Origin of the sequence: Helicobacter didelphidarum (assembly GCF_003364195.1) — a bacterium.
Classification (GTDB): domain Bacteria; phylum Campylobacterota; class Campylobacteria; order Campylobacterales; family Helicobacteraceae; genus Helicobacter_A; species Helicobacter_A didelphidarum.
This window is the reverse complement of the sequence record NZ_NXLQ01000002.1, coordinates 232556-256297: the sequence shown is the minus strand read 5'-3', so window position 1 is coordinate 256297 and position 23742 is coordinate 232556. Positions and strand designations below refer to the sequence as shown.

At 31.6% G+C, this 23742-nt stretch carries 17 protein-coding genes and 1 other RNA gene; 4 read left to right on the top strand and 14 right to left on the bottom strand.

Features of this window, described 5'->3' with window-relative positions; all coding sequences use genetic code 11:
* Window positions 1–176: 176 nt before the first annotated feature.
* The 3 genes from CQA53_RS02555 to bioB form a co-directional block, all read right to left on the bottom strand.
* Complete coding sequence (locus CQA53_RS02555; protein WP_115542449.1) at window positions 177–1547, bottom strand: arsenic transporter; 1371 nt, start codon at window positions 1545–1547, stop codon at window positions 177–179.
* Between the two features lie 9 nt (window positions 1548–1556).
* Window positions 1557–2816, bottom strand: a complete 1260-nt coding sequence (locus tag CQA53_RS02550) for an MFS transporter (RefSeq protein WP_115542448.1) — start codon at window positions 2814–2816, stop codon at window positions 1557–1559.
* Between the two features lie 72 nt (window positions 2817–2888).
* Window positions 2889–3833, bottom strand: coding sequence for a biotin synthase BioB (bioB, locus tag CQA53_RS02545; protein WP_115542447.1), 945 nt, complete (start codon window positions 3831–3833; stop codon window positions 2889–2891).
* Window positions 3834–4432: 599 nt separating this feature from the next.
* On the opposite strand from bioB, the gene gdhA reads away from it, so the two are divergent.
* Window positions 4433–5782: an NADP-specific glutamate dehydrogenase gene (gene gdhA / locus CQA53_RS02540; protein WP_115542446.1), complete on the top strand. Its 1350-nt coding sequence runs from the start codon at window positions 4433–4435 to the stop codon at window positions 5780–5782.
* 118 nt (window positions 5783–5900) lie between these two features.
* Here gdhA and CQA53_RS02535 read toward each other — a convergent pair whose 3' ends face one another.
* The 6 genes from CQA53_RS02535 to CQA53_RS02510 form a co-directional block, all read right to left on the bottom strand.
* Window positions 5901–6590 (bottom strand): triose-phosphate isomerase, encoded by a 690-nt coding sequence (locus tag CQA53_RS02535; RefSeq protein ID WP_115542445.1) that lies wholly within the window; start codon window positions 6588–6590, stop codon window positions 5901–5903.
* A 199-nt stretch (window positions 6591–6789) separates the two neighbouring features.
* The gene (gene ftsZ, locus CQA53_RS02530) at window positions 6790–7992 is read right to left on the bottom strand and encodes a cell division protein FtsZ (protein ID WP_115542444.1); all 1203 of its coding nucleotides are present in this window, start codon (window positions 7990–7992) and stop codon (window positions 6790–6792) included.
* Window positions 7993–8012: 20 nt separating this feature from the next.
* Complete coding sequence (gene ftsA, locus CQA53_RS02525; RefSeq protein WP_115542443.1) at window positions 8013–9395, bottom strand: cell division protein FtsA; 1383 nt, start codon at window positions 9393–9395, stop codon at window positions 8013–8015.
* Complete coding sequence (locus CQA53_RS02520) at window positions 9392–11005, bottom strand: SurA N-terminal domain-containing protein (RefSeq protein ID WP_115542442.1); 1614 nt, start codon at window positions 11003–11005, stop codon at window positions 9392–9394. The genes ftsA and CQA53_RS02520 overlap by 4 nt, the downstream gene beginning before the upstream one ends.
* Before the next feature lie 238 nt (window positions 11006–11243).
* On the bottom strand, window positions 11244–11996 hold the full coding sequence (locus CQA53_RS02515) for an SDR family NAD(P)-dependent oxidoreductase (protein ID WP_115542441.1): 753 nt from the start codon (window positions 11994–11996) through the stop codon (window positions 11244–11246).
* Between the two features lie 207 nt (window positions 11997–12203).
* A complete protein-coding gene (locus tag CQA53_RS02510) occupies window positions 12204–13016 on the bottom strand; it encodes a class I SAM-dependent methyltransferase (protein WP_115542440.1) in 813 nt (270 codons plus the stop codon).
* Between the two features lie 534 nt (window positions 13017–13550).
* Here CQA53_RS02510 and CQA53_RS02505 point away from each other — a divergent pair.
* Together CQA53_RS02505 and CQA53_RS02500 are read left to right on the top strand one after the other, a co-directional pair.
* Entirely contained in the window at window positions 13551–14627 is a 1077-nt protein-coding gene (locus tag CQA53_RS02505; RefSeq protein WP_115542439.1) for a M24 family metallopeptidase, read from the top strand.
* A gap of 78 nt (window positions 14628–14705) precedes the next feature.
* Window positions 14706–16391, top strand: a complete 1686-nt coding sequence (locus tag CQA53_RS02500; protein WP_115542438.1) for an N-6 DNA methylase — start codon at window positions 14706–14708, stop codon at window positions 16389–16391.
* Window positions 16392–16863: 472 nt separating this feature from the next.
* Here CQA53_RS02500 and dapB read toward each other — a convergent pair whose 3' ends face one another.
* Complete coding sequence (gene dapB / locus CQA53_RS02495; RefSeq protein ID WP_115542437.1) at window positions 16864–17637, bottom strand: 4-hydroxy-tetrahydrodipicolinate reductase; 774 nt, start codon at window positions 17635–17637, stop codon at window positions 16864–16866.
* Between the two features lie 456 nt (window positions 17638–18093).
* Here dapB and CQA53_RS02490 point away from each other — a divergent pair, with 456 nt between their 5' ends.
* Window positions 18094–19305, top strand: a complete 1212-nt coding sequence (locus CQA53_RS02490; protein ID WP_115542436.1) for an MFS transporter — start codon at window positions 18094–18096, stop codon at window positions 19303–19305.
* Window positions 19306–19496: 191 nt separating this feature from the next.
* On the opposite strand, the gene ssrA is transcribed toward CQA53_RS02490, so the two are convergent.
* From ssrA to CQA53_RS02470, 4 genes are all read right to left on the bottom strand, one after another.
* Window positions 19497–19864: a transfer-messenger RNA gene (gene ssrA / locus CQA53_RS02485) on the bottom strand.
* A 168-nt stretch (window positions 19865–20032) separates the two neighbouring features.
* Window positions 20033–20743 (bottom strand): outer membrane beta-barrel protein, encoded by a 711-nt coding sequence (locus tag CQA53_RS02480; RefSeq protein ID WP_115542435.1) that lies wholly within the window; start codon window positions 20741–20743, stop codon window positions 20033–20035.
* 150 nt (window positions 20744–20893) lie between these two features.
* Window positions 20894–22555, bottom strand: coding sequence for a carboxynorspermidine decarboxylase (locus tag CQA53_RS02475; protein WP_115542434.1), 1662 nt, complete (start codon window positions 22553–22555; stop codon window positions 20894–20896).
* A 175-nt stretch (window positions 22556–22730) separates the two neighbouring features.
* On the bottom strand, window positions 22731–23687 hold the full coding sequence (locus tag CQA53_RS02470; RefSeq protein ID WP_115542433.1) for a chemotaxis protein: 957 nt from the start codon (window positions 23685–23687) through the stop codon (window positions 22731–22733).
* Window positions 23688–23742: the final 55 nt, after the last annotated feature.

The following is a 23742-nucleotide window of genomic DNA, read 5'->3' as shown; positions in this document are numbered from 1 at the left end:
CATATCAAGTGGCATAACCATAGTGTCATTTTCTTTTAAAACTCCCAAAAACTCCACGCCATTATCAAGGTAACGCAAAATCTTGCCTTGTAGTTGCATATTTCCTCCTCATCTAAAAACTAATATAATAATTATACTTCAAAATTCTGCACAATAGCATATTCACTTATAAAATCCTAAAGTATCACTACCCATAACCCAACAAGTGCCATAAAAAGTATGGGGAGCGTAAAGATAAAACTCAAAGAAAAATAAGTTTTAAAACCCACAATCACACCATTTTTGCGCAATATCTCTAACCATAGCAAAGTGCAAAGCGAACCAATAGGCGTGAGCTTTGAGCCGATATTGCAAGCAAGCAAATGTGCATAAATAAGTGCCTGATTCATCATCTCACTCATTCCTCCACTCGCATAAAATTCCTGTAAAGAAAGATTGCCAAGCAACACCATAGGCAGATTATTAAACACACTTGCACCAAAGGTGCTTAACAAACCCACGCTCAAAATATTAACAAATGTATTATCGCTAAGATGAGCAAAAAGCCCCTGTAAGACACTGCCCAACTCGTGTTTGTAGAGGGCAAACACCACCACAAATAGCCCAAAACTAAATATCACAATCCCATAAGGGGCGTGTCTTAGGACATTCAAAGTCTTGCTTTTGTCCTGCAAGAAAAGCAAAATAAGAAAAATCAAGGCAAAAAGAATACAAGGCATACTGATTGAAAAATGCAAAGATTCTATAACAAAAAATGCGAGAACAAAAAATCCCAAAATAACACAATATACGATAAATTGAGTGTTTGAAAGTCTATAAGATTCTCCTCGCTCAATCCGCAAATATTTTGGCAACAAAGTCCGAAAAATCATAAAAAAAAGCATAATAGTGCCACAAAGTGTGATGATATTTGGCAATGCCATTGTCCTTGCAAACTCTAAAAAACCTAGATGAAAGTAATTCGCAGTAATAATATTTGTAAGATTTGAGATAATAAAAGCATTAGAAGTCGCATCGCAAAGAAATGAAATCATAAATAATAGCACGATAAGAAGCCTCTGATGAGGGAATTTCATACATCGCCAAATCCCAATCACAAGTGGCGTGAGGATAAGAATCGCCCCATCATTTGCAAACATCGCAGACAAAATCCCCGCACAGACAAAAAGCACAAAAAAGAGCTTGCGCGTATGAATAATATGCGTATGTTGGCTTTTGTATCGCATAGGAGATTCTGAATGTGTATTTGTGTGGCATTTTCTTGCAGGGAATCTACGACTTTTTACCTCACAAAATCCAAGCAAAATTCCAATCAGTCTCTCAAAAAAGCCTAGAGATTCTAAGCAGAGTGATAACACAATAAGTGCGATGAGTGTGAGTGAGCTATCCCAAATAAGTGAAAAGATAAACTCCAAATCTTCTAAGCCAACCAACCCAAATATAAAAACAAACAATGCTCCTACACTCGAATATAGCCAGATTCTAAGTCCAAAAGGACGCATTAAAATACAAAAAAGAGTGCTAAGAAAAATACCCAAAATAAGCATATAATACCTCTAGTGAAAAATCCTTATTGCCCTATGCCCCACAAAAAGAATGAGTAAGCCTGCAAATGCTATGCTTGCTAAAAATAAATACGCAAAATCATAGCCATAATATTGTGCGAAATACCCCGCGATACTCCCACTTAGCGCACCACCAATTCCGCCACTTGTGAGTGCAATACTTAAGCCCGTATTGATATGCCCACTTCCTTTAAGGATAATCATTATAAAAATAGGCAAAATAACACCTATAATCCCCGCACCCACACCATCTAAGACCTGCACAAACACCATACCACCAATCCCATCAAAAAACGCCGCTATCACACCTCGCACAATGAGTGCAACAAAACATGCACACAAAAGCCAAAAATATACGCGTAGGTTTTGTGTGTATATCTCCCTCTTAGCAGGAGTATCACTTGTCTTGTGGGATTCTATATTTGAGGGATTTTGAGAATCTGCACTGATATACTTCCCGCTCAAAAATGCAGTAAAAATCATCGTTGTTTGTGCGATAATAATAGTGGCTGCAGCATGCGCACCGCTCGTATCTATGCCAAGCGTGAAAGCTCTCTGACTAAGTAGGGGCAACATCGCTGCGTTACTAAGGTGAAAGCAAAACATAAGAAAACTCACAAATAACACAGACTTATCGAAAAATACGATGAAAAATCCACTCGGCAAGATATTGCGTGAGCTTGCACCACACGCAATTTTATCATCGATGCTCCCTTGCTTGATACAGCCTAAAATCACCAACGAAATACCTCCTAAACACGCCGTTATTACAAAAACAGAGGCAATGCCAAAATAAAATGCGAAAATGAAACAAAGCACAGCTCCAAAAACTGAACCAGCATGTTTATAAGCTTCGTTGCGTGCGCATTGTAACGGATAGTCCCTATATCCCACAATCCCAAGCGTAATGGCGGCAAAAGCTGGAGCTAAAAACACTCCACTAAGAGCAATAGCGCTTTGTGCAAGGAGGGTAAAATAGAAATGAGGAAAGAAAAGATTAAGTATGCAAAAAATCATAATAAGAGCTATGCAAAACGCAATGAGTGGCTTTTTGTGCGGAGTCTTATCAATGAGGATTCCAAAAGGAATAGAGAGGCTTAGAGCGAGGAGGTGGGTTATCGTGTGAATAAGTCCAATTTGCGCTTCGCCAAAACCATGATTTTGAAGAAAAACGCCCATAAAAGGACCTAAGCCATCGCGCACATCGGCGACAAAAAAATTAAGCCAAACAAGGAGATTTGAAACATTCATTATGCTTCCTTAGTGATATGTCAGCTTTCTTAAAAGAATTATATTTTTGATTGTTAAAATATTATTATAGCACTATGCTTGCATCTCGACAAAAACTTCTTTTTCTAAATTAAGCCTTTGGAATAGGTCATCATCACGACTCGGTGTAGTATTTTTGGTAGTTAAAAGCCTATCACCATAAAAAACAGAATTTGCACCCGCAAAGAAACATAAGGCTTGTAATTCATCACTCATTTGTGTTCTACCTGCTGATAGTCTAATATAAGATTTTGGCATAAGAATCCTTGCAAGTGCAATTGTTCGCACAAAATCAAATGTATCAAGCTCTTCACCATTTTCAAGAGGTGTCCCCGGAATTCTTACAAGCTGATTAATTGGAATAGATTCTGGTGGAATAGGAAGATTTGCGAGGAGAACAAGCATATTGATTCTATCAGTATTACTTTCTCCCATACCCAAAATTCCTCCAACACAAATCTTTAATCCCGCATCACGAACATTTTTTATTGTATCTAGTCTATTCTCAAAAGTTCTTGTTGTAATGACTTTTGAATAATATTCTTTTGAAGTATCAATGTTATGATTATAAAAGTCAAGCCCGGAATCTTTTAGCTTTTTTGCTTGTGCATCATTCAGCAAACCTAATGTTACGCAAGTTTCTAATCCTATTTTCTTAATTTCTTTAATAGTATCGCAAATAGATTCTAATTCCTTTTCTGTTGGACTTCTGCCAGAAGCACCCATGCAGAATCTTGTGCTTCCTTTTTGCTTTGCAAGTTTTGCATACTCTAAAATCTGTATTGTATCAAGCATTTTTTCTTTTTCAATTCCTGTTTGATAATGGCTTGATTGAGCACAATAAGAACAATTTTCGGAACAAGCACCTGTTTTAACACTCAATAGTGTGCTTGTTTGCAACATATTTGGGTTGAAGTTTTCTTTATGTATGCTATGAGCTTTATACAAAAGCTCCATAAATGGTAACTGAAAAATTGTATTTGCCATTTCAAAAGTCATGGTATCTCCTCAATTTATATCACATAGTTTCATAAGAATTAATCAAAAATTTTAATAATATTCTGTTGTGCATATTTATCATAAATTTACCATCTTTTTTATGAAATTCTATTGTAATCTATTTTTTGAAATTTTTAAGTTTGGTATTATACATTAAATTTACTGATATGATTTGGGAAATCTTGAAAATATGTTTTTTCTTGCTTGGCACTCTTCAATATAAGAAAGAAACATTAAAGTGCAAATTATTTAGATTTAAATATACATTTACGAAGATTGTTTTCTAAATATCTCTCATAGAATCAAAATATATCCACCCACGAATTACCTCAAAAATCATCAATACCTTGATGTATTTTTAGTCTATTAGTCTATATGACAGGAAAATATCAAATCTTGAAATAATATATAATATAATATTGAAAAATAGTATATTATATATTAATTTTATTTATTTTTTAAATATTTTTATTATTTTATTCTATAATTTATAGTTTAATATTTTTAACAAAAATTTTGTAAATTTTAGTTATTTAAAGTTATTTGTAAGTTTTTTTATAGTAGAATCATAACACCTAAAGAAATAAAAGGAATTTATTATGTCATATTCACATCAAGTTTTAACAAAACTGAAAGAACAATATCCTGTCCAGAAACTGTTTCATCAGGCAGTTGAGGAGGTCCTGGAATCACTGGACTTGGAGTTTAAAAAAGATTCTAAATATCAAAAACATAGTATTTTGGAACGAATTGTCATACCGGAAAGAGAAATTCACTTTCGTGTAACATGGATTGATGATAAAGGTAAAGTGCAAGTTAATCGTGGATATCGCATACAATTTAATTCTGCTATTGGACCATATAAAGGTGGATTAAGATTTCACCCAAGTGTGAATGCAGATGTATTAAAATTTTTGGGCTTTGAGCAAATTTTTAAAAATTCTTTAACCACTTTGGCAATGGGTGGTGGAAAAGGTGGAAGTGATTTTGACCCAAAAGGAAAAAGTGATGGGGAAATTATGAGATTTTGTCAAGCCTTTATGACTGAATTATTTAGGCATATTGGGGCAAATACTGATGTTCCTGCAGGCGATATTGGTGTTGGCGGACGTGAAATTGGTTACTTTTTTGGACAATACAAAAAGCTTGCAAATCAATTTGATGGAGTGCTAACAGGTAAAGCACTCCATTGGGGAGGTAGTTTAGTAAGGACAGAAGCAACGGGCTATGGCTGTGTATATTTTGCACAAGAAATGCTTAAAGAACGTAACCAAAGTTTAGAGGGTAAAACCTGTCTTGTCTCTGGAAGTGGAAATGTTGCAATTTATACGATTGAAAAACTACAACAATTTGGTGCAAAGCCAGTAAGTGCAAGTGATTCAAAAGGTATGATTTATGATGAAAGTGGTATTAAACTTGATATTTTAAAAGAAATTAAGGAAATTCGTAGAGGAAGTCTTGAAGAATACGCCAATGAAGTCAAAAGTGCAAAATATACGAGCATTAAAGATTATCCAAAAGATTCTAATCCACTTTGGGCTATCCCATGTTTCGCAGCATTTCCTAGTGCAACTGAAAATGAAATAAATGAGAATGATGCGAAAGCATTATTAAAAAATGGTTGTCAATGTGTAAGTGAAGGAGCAAATATGCCCTCAACAATTGAGGCTGCCCATCAATTTATCAATGCAAAGATCTGCTATGGGCCAGGTAAGGCAGCAAATGCTGGTGGTGTTGCAGTAAGTGGTTTAGAAATGGCACAAAATGCGAGTATGCATCCATGGAGCTTTGAGGTTGTAGATAAAAAATTGCATCAAATTATGGAAAGTATTTTTAATAGTGCTTCTCAAACTGCTAAAGAGTTTGGTGAGCCTACAAATCTTGTTTTAGGTGCAAACATTGCTGGTTTCAGAAAGGTTGCTAGTGCAATGATTGATCAAGGTATCTAAATTATCAATATAAAATATTCTTAACTTCAGTAACTTAAAATTTCTATTCAGATTTTAAGTCGCTTAACTCTTTTTTAAATCTTATTCTCGTAACTATGTAGAACTTATTCATAGCATTTCATTGGCGAATTTGACAAACTATATTTGCAAAATCACCTGAATTAAGGCTTGCTCCTCCCACAAGCACACCATCAGTAATAGAACAAATTTCCTTTACATTTGCTATATTAACACTTCCTCCATAAAGCACTTTTTGAACTCCAAAAGAACGCAAAATATCTACTACTTGTGCTATATCATTAATATCTGGTATTTTTCCACTACCAATAGACCAAACTGGTTCATACGCCACTGTCAATAGTGGATAGGAAATATCAATTCTATCAAGCTGTCGTGCAAGAAAGTCTTTTATATTTGTTACATTTGAATCTTCACCGATGCAAAACATAATACGCATATTTTCTTGCATAAAAAAATTATACTTTTGTAAAATTGCTGTATTATCTTCACCAAAATACATGCGTCTTTCACTATGTCCAATCATAATATGTTTAATATGTAGAGATTCTAACACTTCTAAACCAATCTCTCCAGTAAAAGCACCATTTTTAACAGGATAAGCATTTTGTGCACCTATATAAAAATTGCTGTAATTATTATCCACGAGACTTGCTTGATTAGGAAATACAATAATCTCCAATTTATCCTGTATCATTTCAAACCCTAATCTTGTCTGTAAATCATTGCAATAAGTAATAATACTGCGAGGGGTATGGTTTGCCTTGAGATTAGCGGCTATAATTTTCATAAAAATCCTTCATTCTAACTCATAGATTATATAAAAAACAATATAAATTTGATATTTGATTAAATTCCTTACAAAATATCTCGTAAGAGTATTTACATAAAAACCTACATACAATACACTTTATTCAATTGCTAATATTAGGTCTCCTCAATATTTTTAAGCTAGTGAATGGCAATATTTTATATTCACATTTAGATTATCAATCCTTTTTATATCTTAAATAAGTTGGTTCATCAAGTTCGTCTTCATTATAATCCCCACTACTTACTTTCTCTTTATGTTGGGTAAAATTGGGGAAAATATCAGGTTTCATCTGTGTATCTGCTGTAGGCAAAGTAGGTAATGTTTCTTGTGGCATACTTACCTCCACTGTTGATGGGGTTCTCTGTGGTAATATTGCTTCAGTTTGTCCAGTTTTAAAACCCGTTGCAATAATTGATACACGCACTCTATTTGGATCAAATCCCTCTCTTGGCATAGTTCCAAAAATAATATGTGCATCTTCACTTGCAGCTTCTTGTATGATTTCCATTGAAGTAGAAATCGCATAGAATGGAAATTCTGGATGAAATTCATAATTCACAATAGCACCCATACAACCATTAATGGACATATTATCAAATAAAGGAGATTCTATTGCGTTACGTACGGCTTGTTCCGCAGCATCTTCACCTTCCGCTTCACCAATTCCCATTAATGCGTAACCTCTATTATCCATAATGGTGCAAAGATCTTGGAAATCCACATTAATACCCTCATTGGAATTATTAAGCATAACGCTTGAAATACCATTTACTGCACGTGCGACAACATCATCAACATACCCCATACTTTCTCGATAACCGGTATTTTTACCAATAACACTTAAAAGCTTTTGATTTGGGATAACAACAATAGAATCACATACCTCATATAACTCTTTTAAACCTTCTTCAGCAAGTTTTGCTCTTCTTGCACCCTCATATGCAAAAGGCTTCGTAACTACGGCAATAGTAAGTGCACCAATTTCTTTGGCAGCTTTAGCAAAAATAGGGGCAGCACCAGTTCCTGTTCCACCACCAAGACCTGCTGAAATAATGATCAAATCAGACCCATTAAACGATTGTTTGATTTCATCATAACACTCCTCTGCTGCTTCTCTACCTTTTTCAGGTTTCATACCAGCACCTAAACCTTTTGTGAGTTTTTTACCTAAAATAATATGATTTTTTGCAGGACTATTTTGCATATGTTGTAAATCTGTGTTTGCAATCATTAAACGAATATTTTGATAAGTTCCTGTTCTAATAAGATGTGCGATTGTATTATTGCCACCGCCCCCAACACCAACAACAGTAATTGTGGGAGTATGTCCAACTTCTTCTCGTATATCTATTTCCCGTAAATCTACATTATTATCCATAATCTTACCTTTTTAGTTATTTAAAATAAATTTGTTACCCAGTTTTTGAGTTTATCTAATGTTCTGCGTTCATCATTTACATTATCATTTTTATTCCTTTCTTGATTACTGCTCTCTCCTTCCTCCAAATCAGTTAAATCAATTTGTTGAAAATCATCTTCTAATGTATTTTGTTTGGAGGTTATATCATGTGATTCTATCATATTTAAAGCATTGTGCTTACTCCTAATATTATTTTCAGAATCTTTTTCATAATTTGTAAATTTTCCAGCACCATATAAGATAAGCCCAATGACAACTGCACTACTAGAATCTTTTAAGCTGTCAAATAACCCACCTATTTCAATAGGTCGAGCCAATCGCACAGATAATGGACTAAAAACAGCCCCAGCAAATTCACGCATACCTTCTAAATTTGCCATACCACCTGTAAGGACAACACCACTTACATGACTTCGCAAACCACTTGCTTCAATTGATCTGGCAAGAATTTGCAAAGTTTCAGCAACACGTGAACCTACCACAGAATAAATCAAACCCAATGGAGCTTCGACCAAGTCATTTGGGTTTGAGTTACCAATCTTTGGAACTTCTAAAATGTTTGCTTTATCAGATTCTGTTGGAAGAAGATTCCCATACTTTATTTTAATCTCTTCAGCAATTTTTAATGGAGTATTTAATACTCTGGCAATATCATTTGAAATATGATTTGATCCAACCCCCAAAAAATCATTATAGCGCATAGAATTACCATCATAAATCATGAGTTCGCAAGTATTTGCACCCATATCAATGCAAACCACACCAAGTTCTTTTTCATCATCATGTAACACAGCAATTGAAGCAGCATACGATGAGAGAACAATATTCTCAATCTCAACACCAGCAAGCATTACAGATTTTTTAAGATTCTCTAGACTTGCTTTTTGCACTGTAACAATATGTGCTTCAACTTTTAGACTTGTTCCGGTCATGCCAATTGGATCTTCTACATAATCTTGATCATCGAGCTTAAAACGATAAGGTAAAATATGGATCGTTTCATAATCTTTTGGAATCCCTGCATTATGTTTAGCAAGCTCTAAAGCTGTGTTAATAACACTTAGATTAACTTCTCGTTTTACAACATTTGAGATTCCACTTGAATTAAAACTTTTTGTATGTGCACCAGATAAGGAGATTATAGCTTTCAAAGGATTTACCCCTGCCATACGTTTTGCATCTTCAACACTTGTGTGAATCGCTTTACTTGCTTGTTCGATATTAACAATAGCACCTTTTTTAATACCTTGTGCCTTACGCGATCCAGTCCCGATAATCTGCACTGTGGAATCTCGCACTTCGGCAATAATAGAGCAAATTTTAGTTGAACCAATATCAACACCTAGAATGATCCTACTCAATTTTGCCTCCTATAATCAATAATTTTGTATTTATTTGTTGTATATTCAAAAAGTGCATTACGCATATCTCTTATTTTTGCCTCAGCAATTTGATCATCTTCACCATTTGAAATATTCAACAACTCTCCATAAGTTGGCAGTTCTTGATTCTTGATAGAATAGAAAACTGCCTTAGAATCAAGAAATGCAACTCCACTTACTTGATTGTTCGATATAATTTGTGAAAAAAGACTTCTAATTTCAAAATCCTCTAAACCAAGATTTTTTAGAATACTATAAGATTCATTTTGAAAACTTTGCATATTCATGTCCGCAATACTAATAAAACCAATATCTTGGAAAGAATTGATATTTGCGTTTACAAAGCTACTTTGAGCTATTTTTCTAAATTCTTCGTATTCTTTTTGTTTCCATACAGCATCTCTTGCTTGAGGTTTTGCATCCTCGTAACTCAATCGTGATCTAGGGGATCTATCTAACACATAGGGGATAATCCATGTCTTACTTTTCTCTTCAAAAACTGGGGAAAATGATTTATCCTCTTGTTCTATTTGTGCCAAAAGATTGGGATATAACATTAAATCATCATCTGATAAATTCATGTAATTAATAGTTATAAAATCTGAAGGCATCTCTTTATCAGTTTCTAAAACATCTTTGATTTTCATTAAAGAATCTCTATCCAAAGTAACAATGACATCACCGAAATATTTATCCTTAGAATTTAAAAATTTTGACATATTACGCATATAACTTGAGGTAATTTTTGTATAAGATTTTTTATAGTCCTCAAGAATAAGATCTCTTTCTGTTTGGAGAGCATTTTCAGAATAATGCTGTATATTCTCATTATAGTATTTTTGCAGAGAGTTATCATCAACCTCTATATCATCTGTATTGAGTGCAATATAAGCAATTTTATAATTGGCTGGTTTATAATATTTTTCTTTGTTTTTTTCCCAAAATGATTTTATCTCATTTTCTTGCAACTCAATAGTTTTATTTTTTAAAAGTGTATCCTTATTTATAACCCGAATCAATAAATTATCTCGAATCTTATTTGCACTTAAAAGAGAATCTATCTCTAATGTAGAAAGCTGAAAAATTGGGAAATTTTGTATTTTTTCTTCTAAGATATTTTTAGAAAATTGTTCTTCAAAACTTTCTGTTGTTCTTCCTGTGCTTACAATGAATCTGTCATATATATCCTTATTAAACTGATTTTGACTATCAAAAAAATTTGGATTTGTTATGATACGATGTGCGAGTTCATTGGGTGTTACGCTCACACCAATATCATCTGCAAGAGATTCTGACATCTTTGTTTGCACTAACCACATATATACTTGTTGTTCAATTTGCGGAATTCTTTCATTCTCATTGGAAAAAATTTCCTGATTTTGGAATAATTGGTTGTAAAGTATATTATAAAGTCGATCATACTCTTGGCGACTGATATATTGGTTACCAACTTTTGCAATATGCTCATTAGAACCAGCTGTAAATCCACCTCCTCCCCACTCTACCAAAGATGCAAAAACCAATGCAAACGCACTTATCCACACGGTAATGACAAGATATTTTTTGTGCTTTTGCATCCATTCTAACATTTATTCATTCCTTTTTATGCTAATAAATATTCTAAAAATACTTTCATTAAACTTAGTTGTGCAGTATTTTACTATACTTTAAAAATCCCTTTTGTTGATTCAAAAAAGTTCTGCCATTTTAGCAAAAAAAGATCAATAAAAATACTTTTTCTTGCATAAAATACTGATTTTAAAAAATTCTAACATTTATAGTGATGTTCTTATATTTTTATTTTTTTGTTAAAATTATAAAGTTAATTTAGATTCTATACACATTCAATCCAGCACTGGCCTGTGTGGTTGGCATAACCTCAATCGAATTGATATTAATATGTTGTGGTTGAGTGCTTACCCAAAATATAATATTGGCAATATCATCAGCATGCAATGGGAATGTATTCGCATAAACATTTTGTGCTTTTTGTGAATCTCCATGGAATCTTGTTATTGAAAAATCACTCCCATCACACAAACCTGGCTCAATATTGCTTATACGAATATTTTTATCATAGAGATCTGCACGCAAATTGCGACTAAATTGTTTAACAAAAGCTTTACTTGCACCATACACATTGCCACCTGGATAAGGATATGTCCCGGCTATAGAACCAATATTAATTATATGTCCGCTTTTACGCTTTACCATAGAAGGTAAGATTTTATGTGTGAGATAACTAAGAGCTTTAATATTTACCTCGATCATTTCTTCCCAATCATGAAATTGTGTTTTTTCTGCACTCTCAATGCCACGTGCAAGTCCTGCATTATTAACTAAAATATCCACATCAATATTGTTGGTAAAATTGTCGATAAAGCTTTTATTACACACGTCTCCTGTTCCTAAAATCACAGAAATATTTTTTTTCATAGTAAGAATTTCGTTACGCAAAATTTGTAATTTTTCACCGCGTCTAGCAACTAGATAAAGTTGTAAGTTATCCCACTCATGAGCATACTTTAAAGCTAGAGAACGACCAAATCCTGAACTTGCACCAGTAATAAGAATATTCATAAAAATCCTTTGTGAAAAATTAAGAATCTTTTATTAGGATTCTATAAAAAGATTGTAGAAATTTATGAATCTTTCACTCTCAATATTCAATAAATTTATTTTTTGAGGTATTTTGATACATTTTACAAGTAAAACAATGATTAAATTGAATGGAATCAATATTTTAATATGTTATAAATCCTATCCATGATATAACCATTTAAGATTCTAGTTTTTTACATAAGGTGAGATCATTCGATTGATAACTGATGGGAGGCGAAACATACTTGTATGGAGATTTGAATTATAAAATTGCATATTCTCCAACATATCACTTTTCTGAAGTTGTAAATCAGCCAGAGGGTGCAAAGTTTTGCTTAAAAATGCATAAAAACCGCACATAAATGATGGAATAATAAAAGGCATTAAAATATTTCCAAAATCTTTTGCAATCGACAAAGCATTAAGTGCTATACTTGGCTCTAAATAAAGGTTGCTTAAACGCATAATGATTGCAAAATCTTTATTGACCATTTTTGACAATGCATTAAACTCATGTGTTTTTATATGTCCTAGATGAATAATAATATCATATTTTGGATTTTCTAGGCTTAAGAAATTATCATAAATATGAATCTTTGGATTCTCTATAACTTCTTTAAAGTGTGGGAAAAATCCACTTAAGGTATAAAGTGCTTCATTATCACCTACAACCATATCTACCTCAATATTATTGAGTGCAAAGAAATATGCTATTTGTATATTTAATGTGCCACATATTAATACCCTTTTTGCTTCTTTTACAACACAATATGGCACTTGTGAAATTACTTCACCTTCGATATAATGGAATCTTTGCGTAATTACTTCTTGCTGTGTGTTTCCTTGCACTACATTATCATTGTAGGTAATCAAAGCAATTTGCTCAAATAATTCACTATTAAAAAGCTCTACATTGATTTTACCCTTGTAATTAGCAAATTTATTAGTAATTCGGTAATGGTTTTGAAAATTTGCAGTAATATTATTTGTCATCCACATAATTTAACCTTAAATTGAAATAATTGAATTATAAAACAAAAATGTTAAGTTTTATGCTTTTACATGTTTCACATTACATTTACAAAAAGGAGAACAATACATAATCAAATATAGAAAAATTTGATTTTTATTTAAGAATATTATTTGCTTAAATAAACTTAAGTATTTTAACAACTTAAAATACTTATATGAGTTTGTATCTCTAGATTTATCAATATTTCGGAATCTTCACAATAGAAACTAAAGATGCTAATAATTTGAAATTCTATTGTTGTATCAATCATAATGATAAAGCAACAATAAGAGATATTATTAAAATATTAATTTCTAAAAGTATAAAGAATACCTGCATGAATATGGTATTAAATAGAAATATATGAGATAAAAACAGGCTACAATTCCTCTACCCAAGTAAGATTCTACAAAATACACAAGATTCTATCTTTTATTTTTTTATGTAGAATCTTATATTTTGGATAATATTCTTAGAATTAAGTTACAATATTGCTGGAGAAAAATTACAAGGAGCAATATATGAAATCACACAATTTTATTACAAGAGATGAAAGTGCAATGTATTATGAATGTGGTTATAGTGCCGACAATGCAATACTTTTACGCTTTGGAAGCGAGTTAAAGTTTATCACAGATTCTCGCTATGCATCTGAAGCAAGACAACTTTGCAAAAAAAATATAGCCATTGAAATCATAGAATCGGGAAATATTCAACTAGAAGCAATTACACAAATACAAAAACATAATATCAAATATTTGCAATTTGATCCAACTCGTATGTGCGTTGATGAATATTTTGCTATCAAAGATATTACAATATTAGAACCTAATCCAAATTTTACACAAGAAAAGCGTATGGTAAAAACAGATGAAGAAATAATGATATTATTAGAATCTCAACGTTTAAATCTCAAGGCGTTTGATTCTTTTGCAAAGTTTATTGCCCAAGAAGGTAAAGAAAAAGATGAAAAATTTTTGTGGTATAAAATCTCTGATATTCTAAGCAATTTTGGACAGTTTCCTTTAAGCTTTGAACCAATCATTGGTATTGAAAGTAATGCAGCAAAACCACATGCACTACCAAGTGATAGGACATTCTTACAAAACGGGGATACACTTTTACTAGATTGTGGATTAAAACATAAACGATACTGCTCTGATTGCACACGCACAGCACTTTTCACAGATAAAGATTTTACATTTAACAAAAATCAAGATTTTAGTAATTTACAATCACATAAAAAAGATTCTCCACTATCATGGCAGGAAAAACAAAAAATCTATGATATTGTAAGAAAAGCACAAATGAATGCTATACAAAATCTTCGCTCTGGCATGAGTGGTAAAGAGATTGATAAATTAGCGCGCGATGTCATCGAACAATCAGGATATGGAAAATATTTTTTACATAGCACAGGACATGGAATCGGTCTTGATATACATGAAATGCCTTTTATTTCAAAACGATCTGAAACAATTATTGAAGATGGTATGGTGTTTTCTATTGAACCAGGTATTTATTTAGAAAATGTCTTTGGCGTTCGTATTGAAGATCTTGTTGTTGTAAAAAATGGACGAGCAGAAATCTTGCAATAATACTTATCTTGCATAAAAATTTAAGATATAATATATTTTTTATTTTTAGTAAAAATTAAGATTATATTAGGGTTTGTTGTGAAAAAATTGCTTGATTGCTTTGATTATCTTAAACGCTATCATTCTGATATTTTGGAAGTTGTAAGCATTATGCTTGAACTTTTTATTTTAAAAAAAGAAAATCCAAATTTTATTTCAGAATTTATTATAAAAGCACATAAAAGAAAACCGATTAAAGAAGAATTTCATGATTCTATGTGGAAACTAATTGGGAATGATTTGTATGTCCCTATAAGTAATAGTGCAAATATCTTAAAAATCTTAAAGGTTCTTTATTCAAGCAGTATTGAATTAAATGATATAGAGCAATTTTTGTATATTATTTGCCAAAAAAGGACTACAAATAAACTCTACTATTACTCTACACCAAAAGAAGTCAATGATTTATTGTCTCTTTTACTTGAATTACATGATGGTGATGAAGTATATAATCCATGTTATGGTATTGGTAGTATTTTTCTATCTATTGGAAAAATTAATTCATATATTAAACTTTATGGGGAAGATCTCGAAGAAAAGCTCTCAAGTATCGCAAAACTCATTGCTCGTTTTGCTGGGATTAAGGAATGCCATCTTTTTGTTAATGATATTTTAAAACAACCAATTTTCAAAAATAATGATAAATTATGTCAGTTTGATAAGGTAATTTGCAATCCACCACTTTATACACACATAGGGATTGAACAACTCAAAGAAGACGAAAGATTCAGTAAGATTGGTATTTTAGCAAAAAATTATCCCGAACTTGTTTTTCTTACGCACGCACTCTCGCATTTAAAATCACGTGGTGTCTTTATTGTGCGTAATCAAACACTACAAAAAAGCTTTTTAGAAGAAAAATTGCGTGAAAGACTTGTGCAAGAGCGTATGGTAGAAGCCATTATAGAATTACCAAAAAATATTTTTCCACACCAAGCAAATGATTTTTCTATTCTTGTAATTTCACATAATAATGCAGAAATTCTCCATATAAATGCAAATCACCCGCATTTTTATAGTAAAGATGGGAAATATAATCATCTTATACATATTCATGAAATTGTTGATATTTTTAAAAATAAAAAACAAACACAATATTCTAAAATTACAAGTATTGAAGAAGTGAAAATCCATGATTTGCGTGCAAGCTACTATCTCTCTAACTCACAGCAAAGCACACATTTATTGCGTCTAAGGGATATGAATATTGATATTTTTCGTGGGCAACGAGTATATGGTAGCAATAAAGATTCAGTGATTGAATATTATGATATTGGAATAGCGGACTTCGCACCGTGTGGTTTTAGCACACATTTTGAAAATAAAAAAATCAGTGGAGATTTGCACAAGATTCATAAATACAGGTTAAAGCCTTATGATATTTTGCTTTCATTGCGTGGTATTATCCCAAAAATTACAATTTTAAATGAAGACATAGAAAGCTTTATTGCTGTTGCAAATGCTGGAATCTTGATTCTGAGATTACAAGATAAACATGAGGCTATCGGATTATATTGCTATTTCTTCTCACAAAAAGGATTCCAACATTTATCTGAAATCTATGAAAAAAGTGGCGATGGTATGGTTTATACAAATGAGCTTCTAGAAATTAGAGTACCTCCTGATTATCTCAAAGGTAGCCTTGCAAAAATGAAAAAAATAGAAGAATTAAAAGCTGATTTTGAAGTATTGGAAGCAAGACTTGAACGCTTAAAACAGAGCTAAATTTTATAAATGAAATAAGAAATATCAAAAAAATTCATAGGACTTTTAGCTATAATAAGAATCATGGAAAATGGATAAGGTAATTCTTTCAATAATAGATTTGATTATATTAAGTTTCGGTTTGACAAAATTTAAACAAAAGGAAAAATATGAAAATTTATAAAATAAAAGCATTAAATAACAAGAGATTATATTCACAAAACAACTAATTTGGCTATTTCTAGTCCAAATTGATTCCTAAAAAATTTAAAAATCTCAAACAATAAATACAAACGGTTTTCGAATGCTTTATGCACAATGAATAATCAATTACAAGTCTATTGAAATTTATTGTTAAAATTCTTTCTTACTTTCATCACTTCATATAAAATACTTCTTTCTAGATTCTATTTTTACAAAAATATAATGACAAAGTATTTTTCACGCAGTTATATCACTATTCTCTCTTACAATAAAATTATTTAAAACTTTATTATCCAGTAATTTTAAAATCAAAAATATCTTGCATAGTATATAAACCATTTTGTTGTTTTGAAAGCCATTGTGCCGCATGTAATGCACCTTTAGCAAATGTAGCACGCGAAGTTGCGTTATGTGTGAGTTCAAGATATTCACCATCATTATAGAATCCAACGGTATGTCTCCCCACCACATCACCACCACGCAAACTCAACACCCCAATTTCATCTTTTATACGCTCACATTCCCCATTTCTTCCAAATCTAAAAGATTCCTCATTCAATTTACGGACTCTTGCAGCCGTAGTTGCAAGAGCTAATGCTGTTCCAGAAGGAGCATCTTTTTTATGTTTATGGTGAATTTCTGTAATTTCAATATCATATTCACGCAATTTTGCACTTAAAATTTCAGTGATTTTATCAAGCACAGCAATTCCCTCACTCATATTTGCAGAATATAATAAGGGCATTTTTTTACTACATTTCTTTATTAAATCAAAATGCGTCTTGTCCAAACCTGTCGTACCTATTACCAATGGCTTTGGATTCCTAAATGCACATTGTAAAAGATTTTCTGTTGCCTCTTTATTAGAAAAATCAATGATAATACCACTTACATCAAGAAATGACTTCATATCCTTTGTGATAAGGACACTCGATGGAATATTGTATTGCAATTCATTGCGGACAAAAACACTTGTTAATGAAGACTTTTTACATTGTAATATTTCTTTAATTAAAAGCTTTCCTACTTTTCCTGTAGCCCCAAAAATACCTATTTCTAGCATTCCAATCTCCTTCTATGAGAGGTTATGACTTTTGTGAAAATTTGAAATCATGTTACATTATAGCAAAAAAATGAAAAAATGTTGAGATTAACAATAAATCTTAATGAATTTTAATATCTTTAGATTCTAAACAAAAAAATAAAATGATTTTTACCAGTAAAACAATAGTTTATAAGCAAAACCTTTCTGCTTACTAAAATATAGAAAAGTATTTTGCGTTGCAAAGTATGTATTAACTAAGTTAGAGATCAATAAAATATTTTCTTTTCTCTATAAAAGAAACAGATTTGAGATATAATACCAAAATCCAAACTCTTAAAACTAATAAGAGCAATTCATTTTGGGTATCTTAAATCAATATGAGTAAGTTTCATATCAAAACTTTTGTCTTCCTTAAGCTTTTTTAAAAAAAGAAAAGTGAGAATCTCAAATTGATTGTCATAGTTAGGGAATGTAATGCCACGAAAAAAGATTTTTTTATTAAACTGCCTAACAATGGTTGTTATTGCTCTTAATCTCCGTGCACCAATAACATTCATTTCTCCTCTTGTGGGGGATGTCCAAGCACATTTCTACCTTAGCTCCGCAGCAGTTGGCTTCTTAACAACTCTGCCACTCTTTGCTTTTGGGATATTTTCTTTTCTTGTATCGCGATTCCAACATATCAAAGCCATGATTGTAGGATTGATATGTATCATCATCGGTGAATTCATACGTGCTTATGGGGAATTTTTATATAGTGAGCATTTACAAAATATACTTAAATCTGCTCATTTGTTTTTTGGGACAATGATTATGGGTGCAGGAATTGCAGTGGCAAATGTGCTATTGCCAACTTTCGTTAAATCAAAATTTCCCAATAAAATTCCTCAGATGATGGGAATTTACAGCTTTACACTTAATATTTCAGCAATTATAGGTTTGGCTGTTGCACTTCCTCTTATGCATTATATAGGCTTACTTAATACAATGGCAATTTGGATTCTCATCGCTCTCTTTGCTCTACTCCTGTATATTCCACAGGCACGTAATGGACGAATCAAACGCATTTTTACACACAAACAAGAATCTTTTAATATTTTTAAGAATCTAAATGCATGGAAAATTACTCTTTTTATGGGATTTCAAAGTTTTATGTTTTATGGAGTAATTGCATGGCTACCAAAAATCATCGAAGAAAAAGGTTACGGTATAGATTTTGCCACAACAATTACTTTAATTACACAATTTATTGCCCTACCGACTTCACTTATTGTGCCAGTTATTTTGGCTTCATTGCGTAATAAATACAAATCTCTTTGTATGTTTATAATATGTAGTTTATATGGTGTAGGTATGCTTTTGATATTATTTTTCTCACAAGATAGTGTGTTGTATTGTGCAGCCGTGATTCTTGGTATTCCAATGGGAAGTGTTTTTACAATTGCCTTGCTCTTCATCACGCAAAAATCCTCAAGTGCATTTATTGCTCTTAAACTCTCTGCAATGGCACAAGGTTGTGGATATTTGATAGCAAGTGTATCTCCTTTATTGATAGGAAAATTACATGATATTTTTCATGGTTTTCAGCAAGGAATTATGGTGTTTATATGTACCAGTTTTGTGATTTGCATCTTTGGTTATCTCGCAAATAATGTTACAACCATCACAGATGAAGATAAAAATTGAAATGCAAGATTATCGTTTGTTGTTATAGTGATGTAAAAAGATAGAACTCTCTACTAATTGTTTTATTTAGCAAATAAAGCAGGTTTTTTGAAAGTTAAGAAAAAGAAAGAGTATTTTTACAAATATATAATTTTGTATCTATTTTAGATTCTCTGTAATCTGAATTTCTTGGGGAGTAAGTAACAATAAAATGGTGGAGCTGTGGGGAATTGAACCCCAGTCCAAAAACTTTATCTTACAATGCTTTCTACATACTTAGGAGAGTTTTAGAAATTCGGTTATAGTTTTAAAACTTCCAAAATGATCTGAAACCTAAGCCTTTTGTCTTTTTGAATATCACAAGGCACTGATACTCAAGCAGTTGGATTAATGACAGATTTTAAAATTTCCCAACAAAAATTTCAAAATCTGGCTCCAAAAGGAGGTTAAACTCACGCTACTCTTGCGTAAGCTGGAGCGTAATTCGCGTTGTTTGCGTTTATTATGTGTTGATAGTTACAGGTATCAGCTGGTATGCTAACATTGCTATAAAATTCCTGTCGAAAGCCAAAACAGCCCCCAAAATAAAATTAATATGAAGCAACAAAATACAAGATTAAATCCTATAATGTTTGAAGTCTGCTATTATAGCATGTTTTTTTAAATTTCCCTCAATTCCTAAGAATATTCCACAAAGGATACCTTTTGATTGAGCCACCCAATAAAGATTATATGAGTATTTAATACTTTAAAATGTATAAATATATCCAACGCTTACAATGAGTGGTTGCATTCCAAAGCCACTAGAATCTACGATACTTTTATACCTCGTTGCAATAGTGTGGATACGAGTGCCAATTTCTATTTTATGATGATTCAATGAAATATGTAGCCCGATATTAACGGGTAAGATAAATCCATTATATTTTGAAATTGCTTCAAAATTATCACGTACATCAGGTTTGGACCATTGTGGTAATTCATATCCAACTCCAAAACCAACAAAAACTCCAAGTGAAATATTCTGCGTATTCCAAAAATCCAATAAAACATCGACATTAGCACTTACATCTTCACACGCAATTTTAGAATCTAATAATGTATCTCGATAATCACTGTAATCATAATTTATATATCCACGAACACCAAAAAATGTATTAAAAAATTGATTCCACCCAAGTTTTAATCCTACATTCGGACGTATCATCATAGATTGTCCATTGACATTAAAATTAAGATTTTGTGTATTATCCCAATTTATCATATTGCCATTTTTATCATAAAGATGTGCATACACCATACTGACTCCAGCATGTATACCAATAAAAAATCCACTTTGAGAATCTAATTTTTGCTGTTTAATATTATTCTTTGATAGAGATTGTGATTCTTCGTTCCCAAAAACATTTAGGGAAAATAGTATAAAAATTATTATATATAAAATACTATATTTTTTCATTGTGTCTCTTTTAATATAATAAAAGCAGATAATTATAGCCTATTTTCACTAATTATCTTATTAAAAAAATCTCATTACAGCAAAATAATATAAGTAATAACTTTTTTTTGTACATATAAACAAAGAGAAATTTTTACTATTTTAGTTATTCTAATTTCTTTCCTTAAAATCAAAATAACTAAATTTTTTTAAAAGCTTAAAAGAATGATTCTTAACCACACCAAGACTTGGTAATTCTATTCCATTAAAAGTTGTATTTTTTACAATTGTATAATGAATCATATCGCAAAATGCAATCCTATCTCCAATGTGAAGTGGTGTATTAAAACTATAATCTCCTATTATATCTCCTGCAAGACATGTTGAACCACCAAAACGATATTGATATGTGCCAATATTTTCACCTAAATCTTTTTCAATTTGATATGTTTGTTTTTCTATTTGTGGGGAATTTGCAATTTCAGGAACTTGTGCTTGATTATCATTTTCTTGCATAAATGAAATTTTATAGCATTCAGGACGATATGGCATTTCAAGACAATCAGGCATATGACAACTTGCACTTATATCAAGAATTGCAACTCGCCCATCATTTTCTATAATATCCACAACTTCCCCTATTAAATCACCCACTTGCCACCCCACAGCCTCGCCGGGCTCAAGGAAAACTTCAATATCATGATATTTTTGTTTAAAATCTTTTATTATATCAATGAGCAACTCAATATTGTAATCTTTGCGTGTAATATGATGCCCACCACCAAAATTTATCCACTTGCATACTTGAATATAATGATGAAAATGTTCAATAACATGGGGAAGTGTCCTTTGCAGGGAGCTAGAATCTTGTTCGCAATGTGTATGAAAATGCAAACCTGAAAAATACTTTGTAAAAAATTCAATAGTGCTAATATTTTCCTTTGTAGCAAAAAATTCTAAATTTTTAATAAATTCACTTGGAATAATACCTAAACGACTTTTAGGAATACATGGATTATAAATGGGTGGGGAAACTTCACTATAAAGTGGATTAATTCGCAAACCAACTTGAATTTCTTTTTGTTGCATAATAATTTTATTTGGTATGCTTGGCGTTGCGATATGTTGTAAATCATCTTGTTTATACACCTTATCTGATTCATAAAGTTCTTGTGCATATTGGGTGTCTTTATTAGAATTGACTGATACGGAATCTTGATATTTCTGAATATTATTATACTTTTTTTGTTTAAGATGCTCGCGTATTTCTTTATTTTTCTCCTCAATAATTCCATAAAATTTTTCCCATTGTCCAAAACTATTAAAAATGATGTGTGTTGCATATTGCACAATTTCACGCATTTGCGATTCTTTGTAAGATGGTGAAAAAACACAAATTTCTTTATAATTATTTTGGGATTGTAAGTAGATATTTTCAGGGGATTCTTTGATATATTTGTGAGAATCTTTCGCCAAATCTTGTTGTGAAGGAAAAATGTTGTTGTATTTTCCTAAAGGATTTTGTGCCTTTAATGTAATTTCTTCATATGCTAAACGAGCTTCATTTACACCGCTACAAGTTGCACCATTAAGATATTTTCGCACTCCAGAAAATTCACGCCAAAAACTATACCCCTTCAATGCTACAAGAATTTTTGCCTCACTTTCTCTTGCGACATAATGTAATGTTTGTAAATTAGATTCTAAAGATTCATAACAAAGAACATAACATGGACTAGGGATTTCAGAAATAATATTGTGAGTGTTTAATTCATCTTGTAGGAAAATTTTGTGTATAGAGAATTGCTGAGAATCTGTTTGAGTTGTATCCATTCGACACCACCTAAAATTTTGAATTTTCTCTCGGGGAATATTATACAATCTTTCTATTGATTAAAAGTTTTTTGTAAATAAATTTGATAGAAAATCTTTCACAAATCAAGTTAAAATTCAGATTAAGATATTTTACTTACACAAAAAACTTAATAATTGATAAAACTATTATTTATTACTTAATCATAAGTTCTTGGACAGCCTTTTCGATTTGAACAGGATTGGATTTTGAAATAAATTCATCAGCTTGCAAAGATAGTGCCATTTCCTCATTGCTTGTTCCACTCATTGAAGAATTTACAACAATAGGAATATGTTTTGTAGCTGGATTTGCTTTTACTTGTTTAATAACTTCAAAACCACTTGCTTCAGGCATTTCTAAATCAGTGATAATCATACCAATATCACTAATATTTGTATCGGAACTAAAAAGATAATCAAGTAATTTTTGTCCATTAATAAAATCGTGATGTGCCACACCCAAGTGGTTAAGAATTGTTTGCATAGTCTTGAGAACCACAGGGCTATCATCTGCCAAGAGAATTTTTTTATTCGTTTGTACTTGGCGAATACTTTCCATTTCTTTATGTTTTTCTTCTTCAATCCATGGAAAAACATCAATCAACATTTTCTCAATATCAACAACCTGCACCAATTTTCCGTCATAGTAACGTGTTCTAGAAACAAGCTTTCCGCTTCCACCACTATTCCCAGCTCCAGCACTCTGCTCGATTTCAGTCCATTTTTTATTTAAAATTCTATCAGCCTCATAGATTCTTACCCCAATAGTCCATCGTGAAAATTCACATATCATAATAATGTCTTCATCATTTCTTTCTTTTGTTACCGCAAAATTCCGCAAATCTTTCTCTGGCATAGCAGGATCATAAAAAAACCATTTCCTCATGTCGATGAGAGGGATTGTTAGCTCACGAATCGTAATCAAACCTTCTACAAGAGAGTTTGGCTCATGGCTTACAATAGTGATTGCACCATTATACTTTACAACTTCACGAATTTTAAATACATTCACAGCATATAAATCCTTACCTTTTTCCAAGCGGAAACAAAGTAGTTGTAATTCATTATTTTTATGCAAACTTGTTACTTGATCAATATTTGACATTGACATATTAAGCCTTTATAATAAAAAATCGCACGATAACTTTTATCTCAAAATAATACCA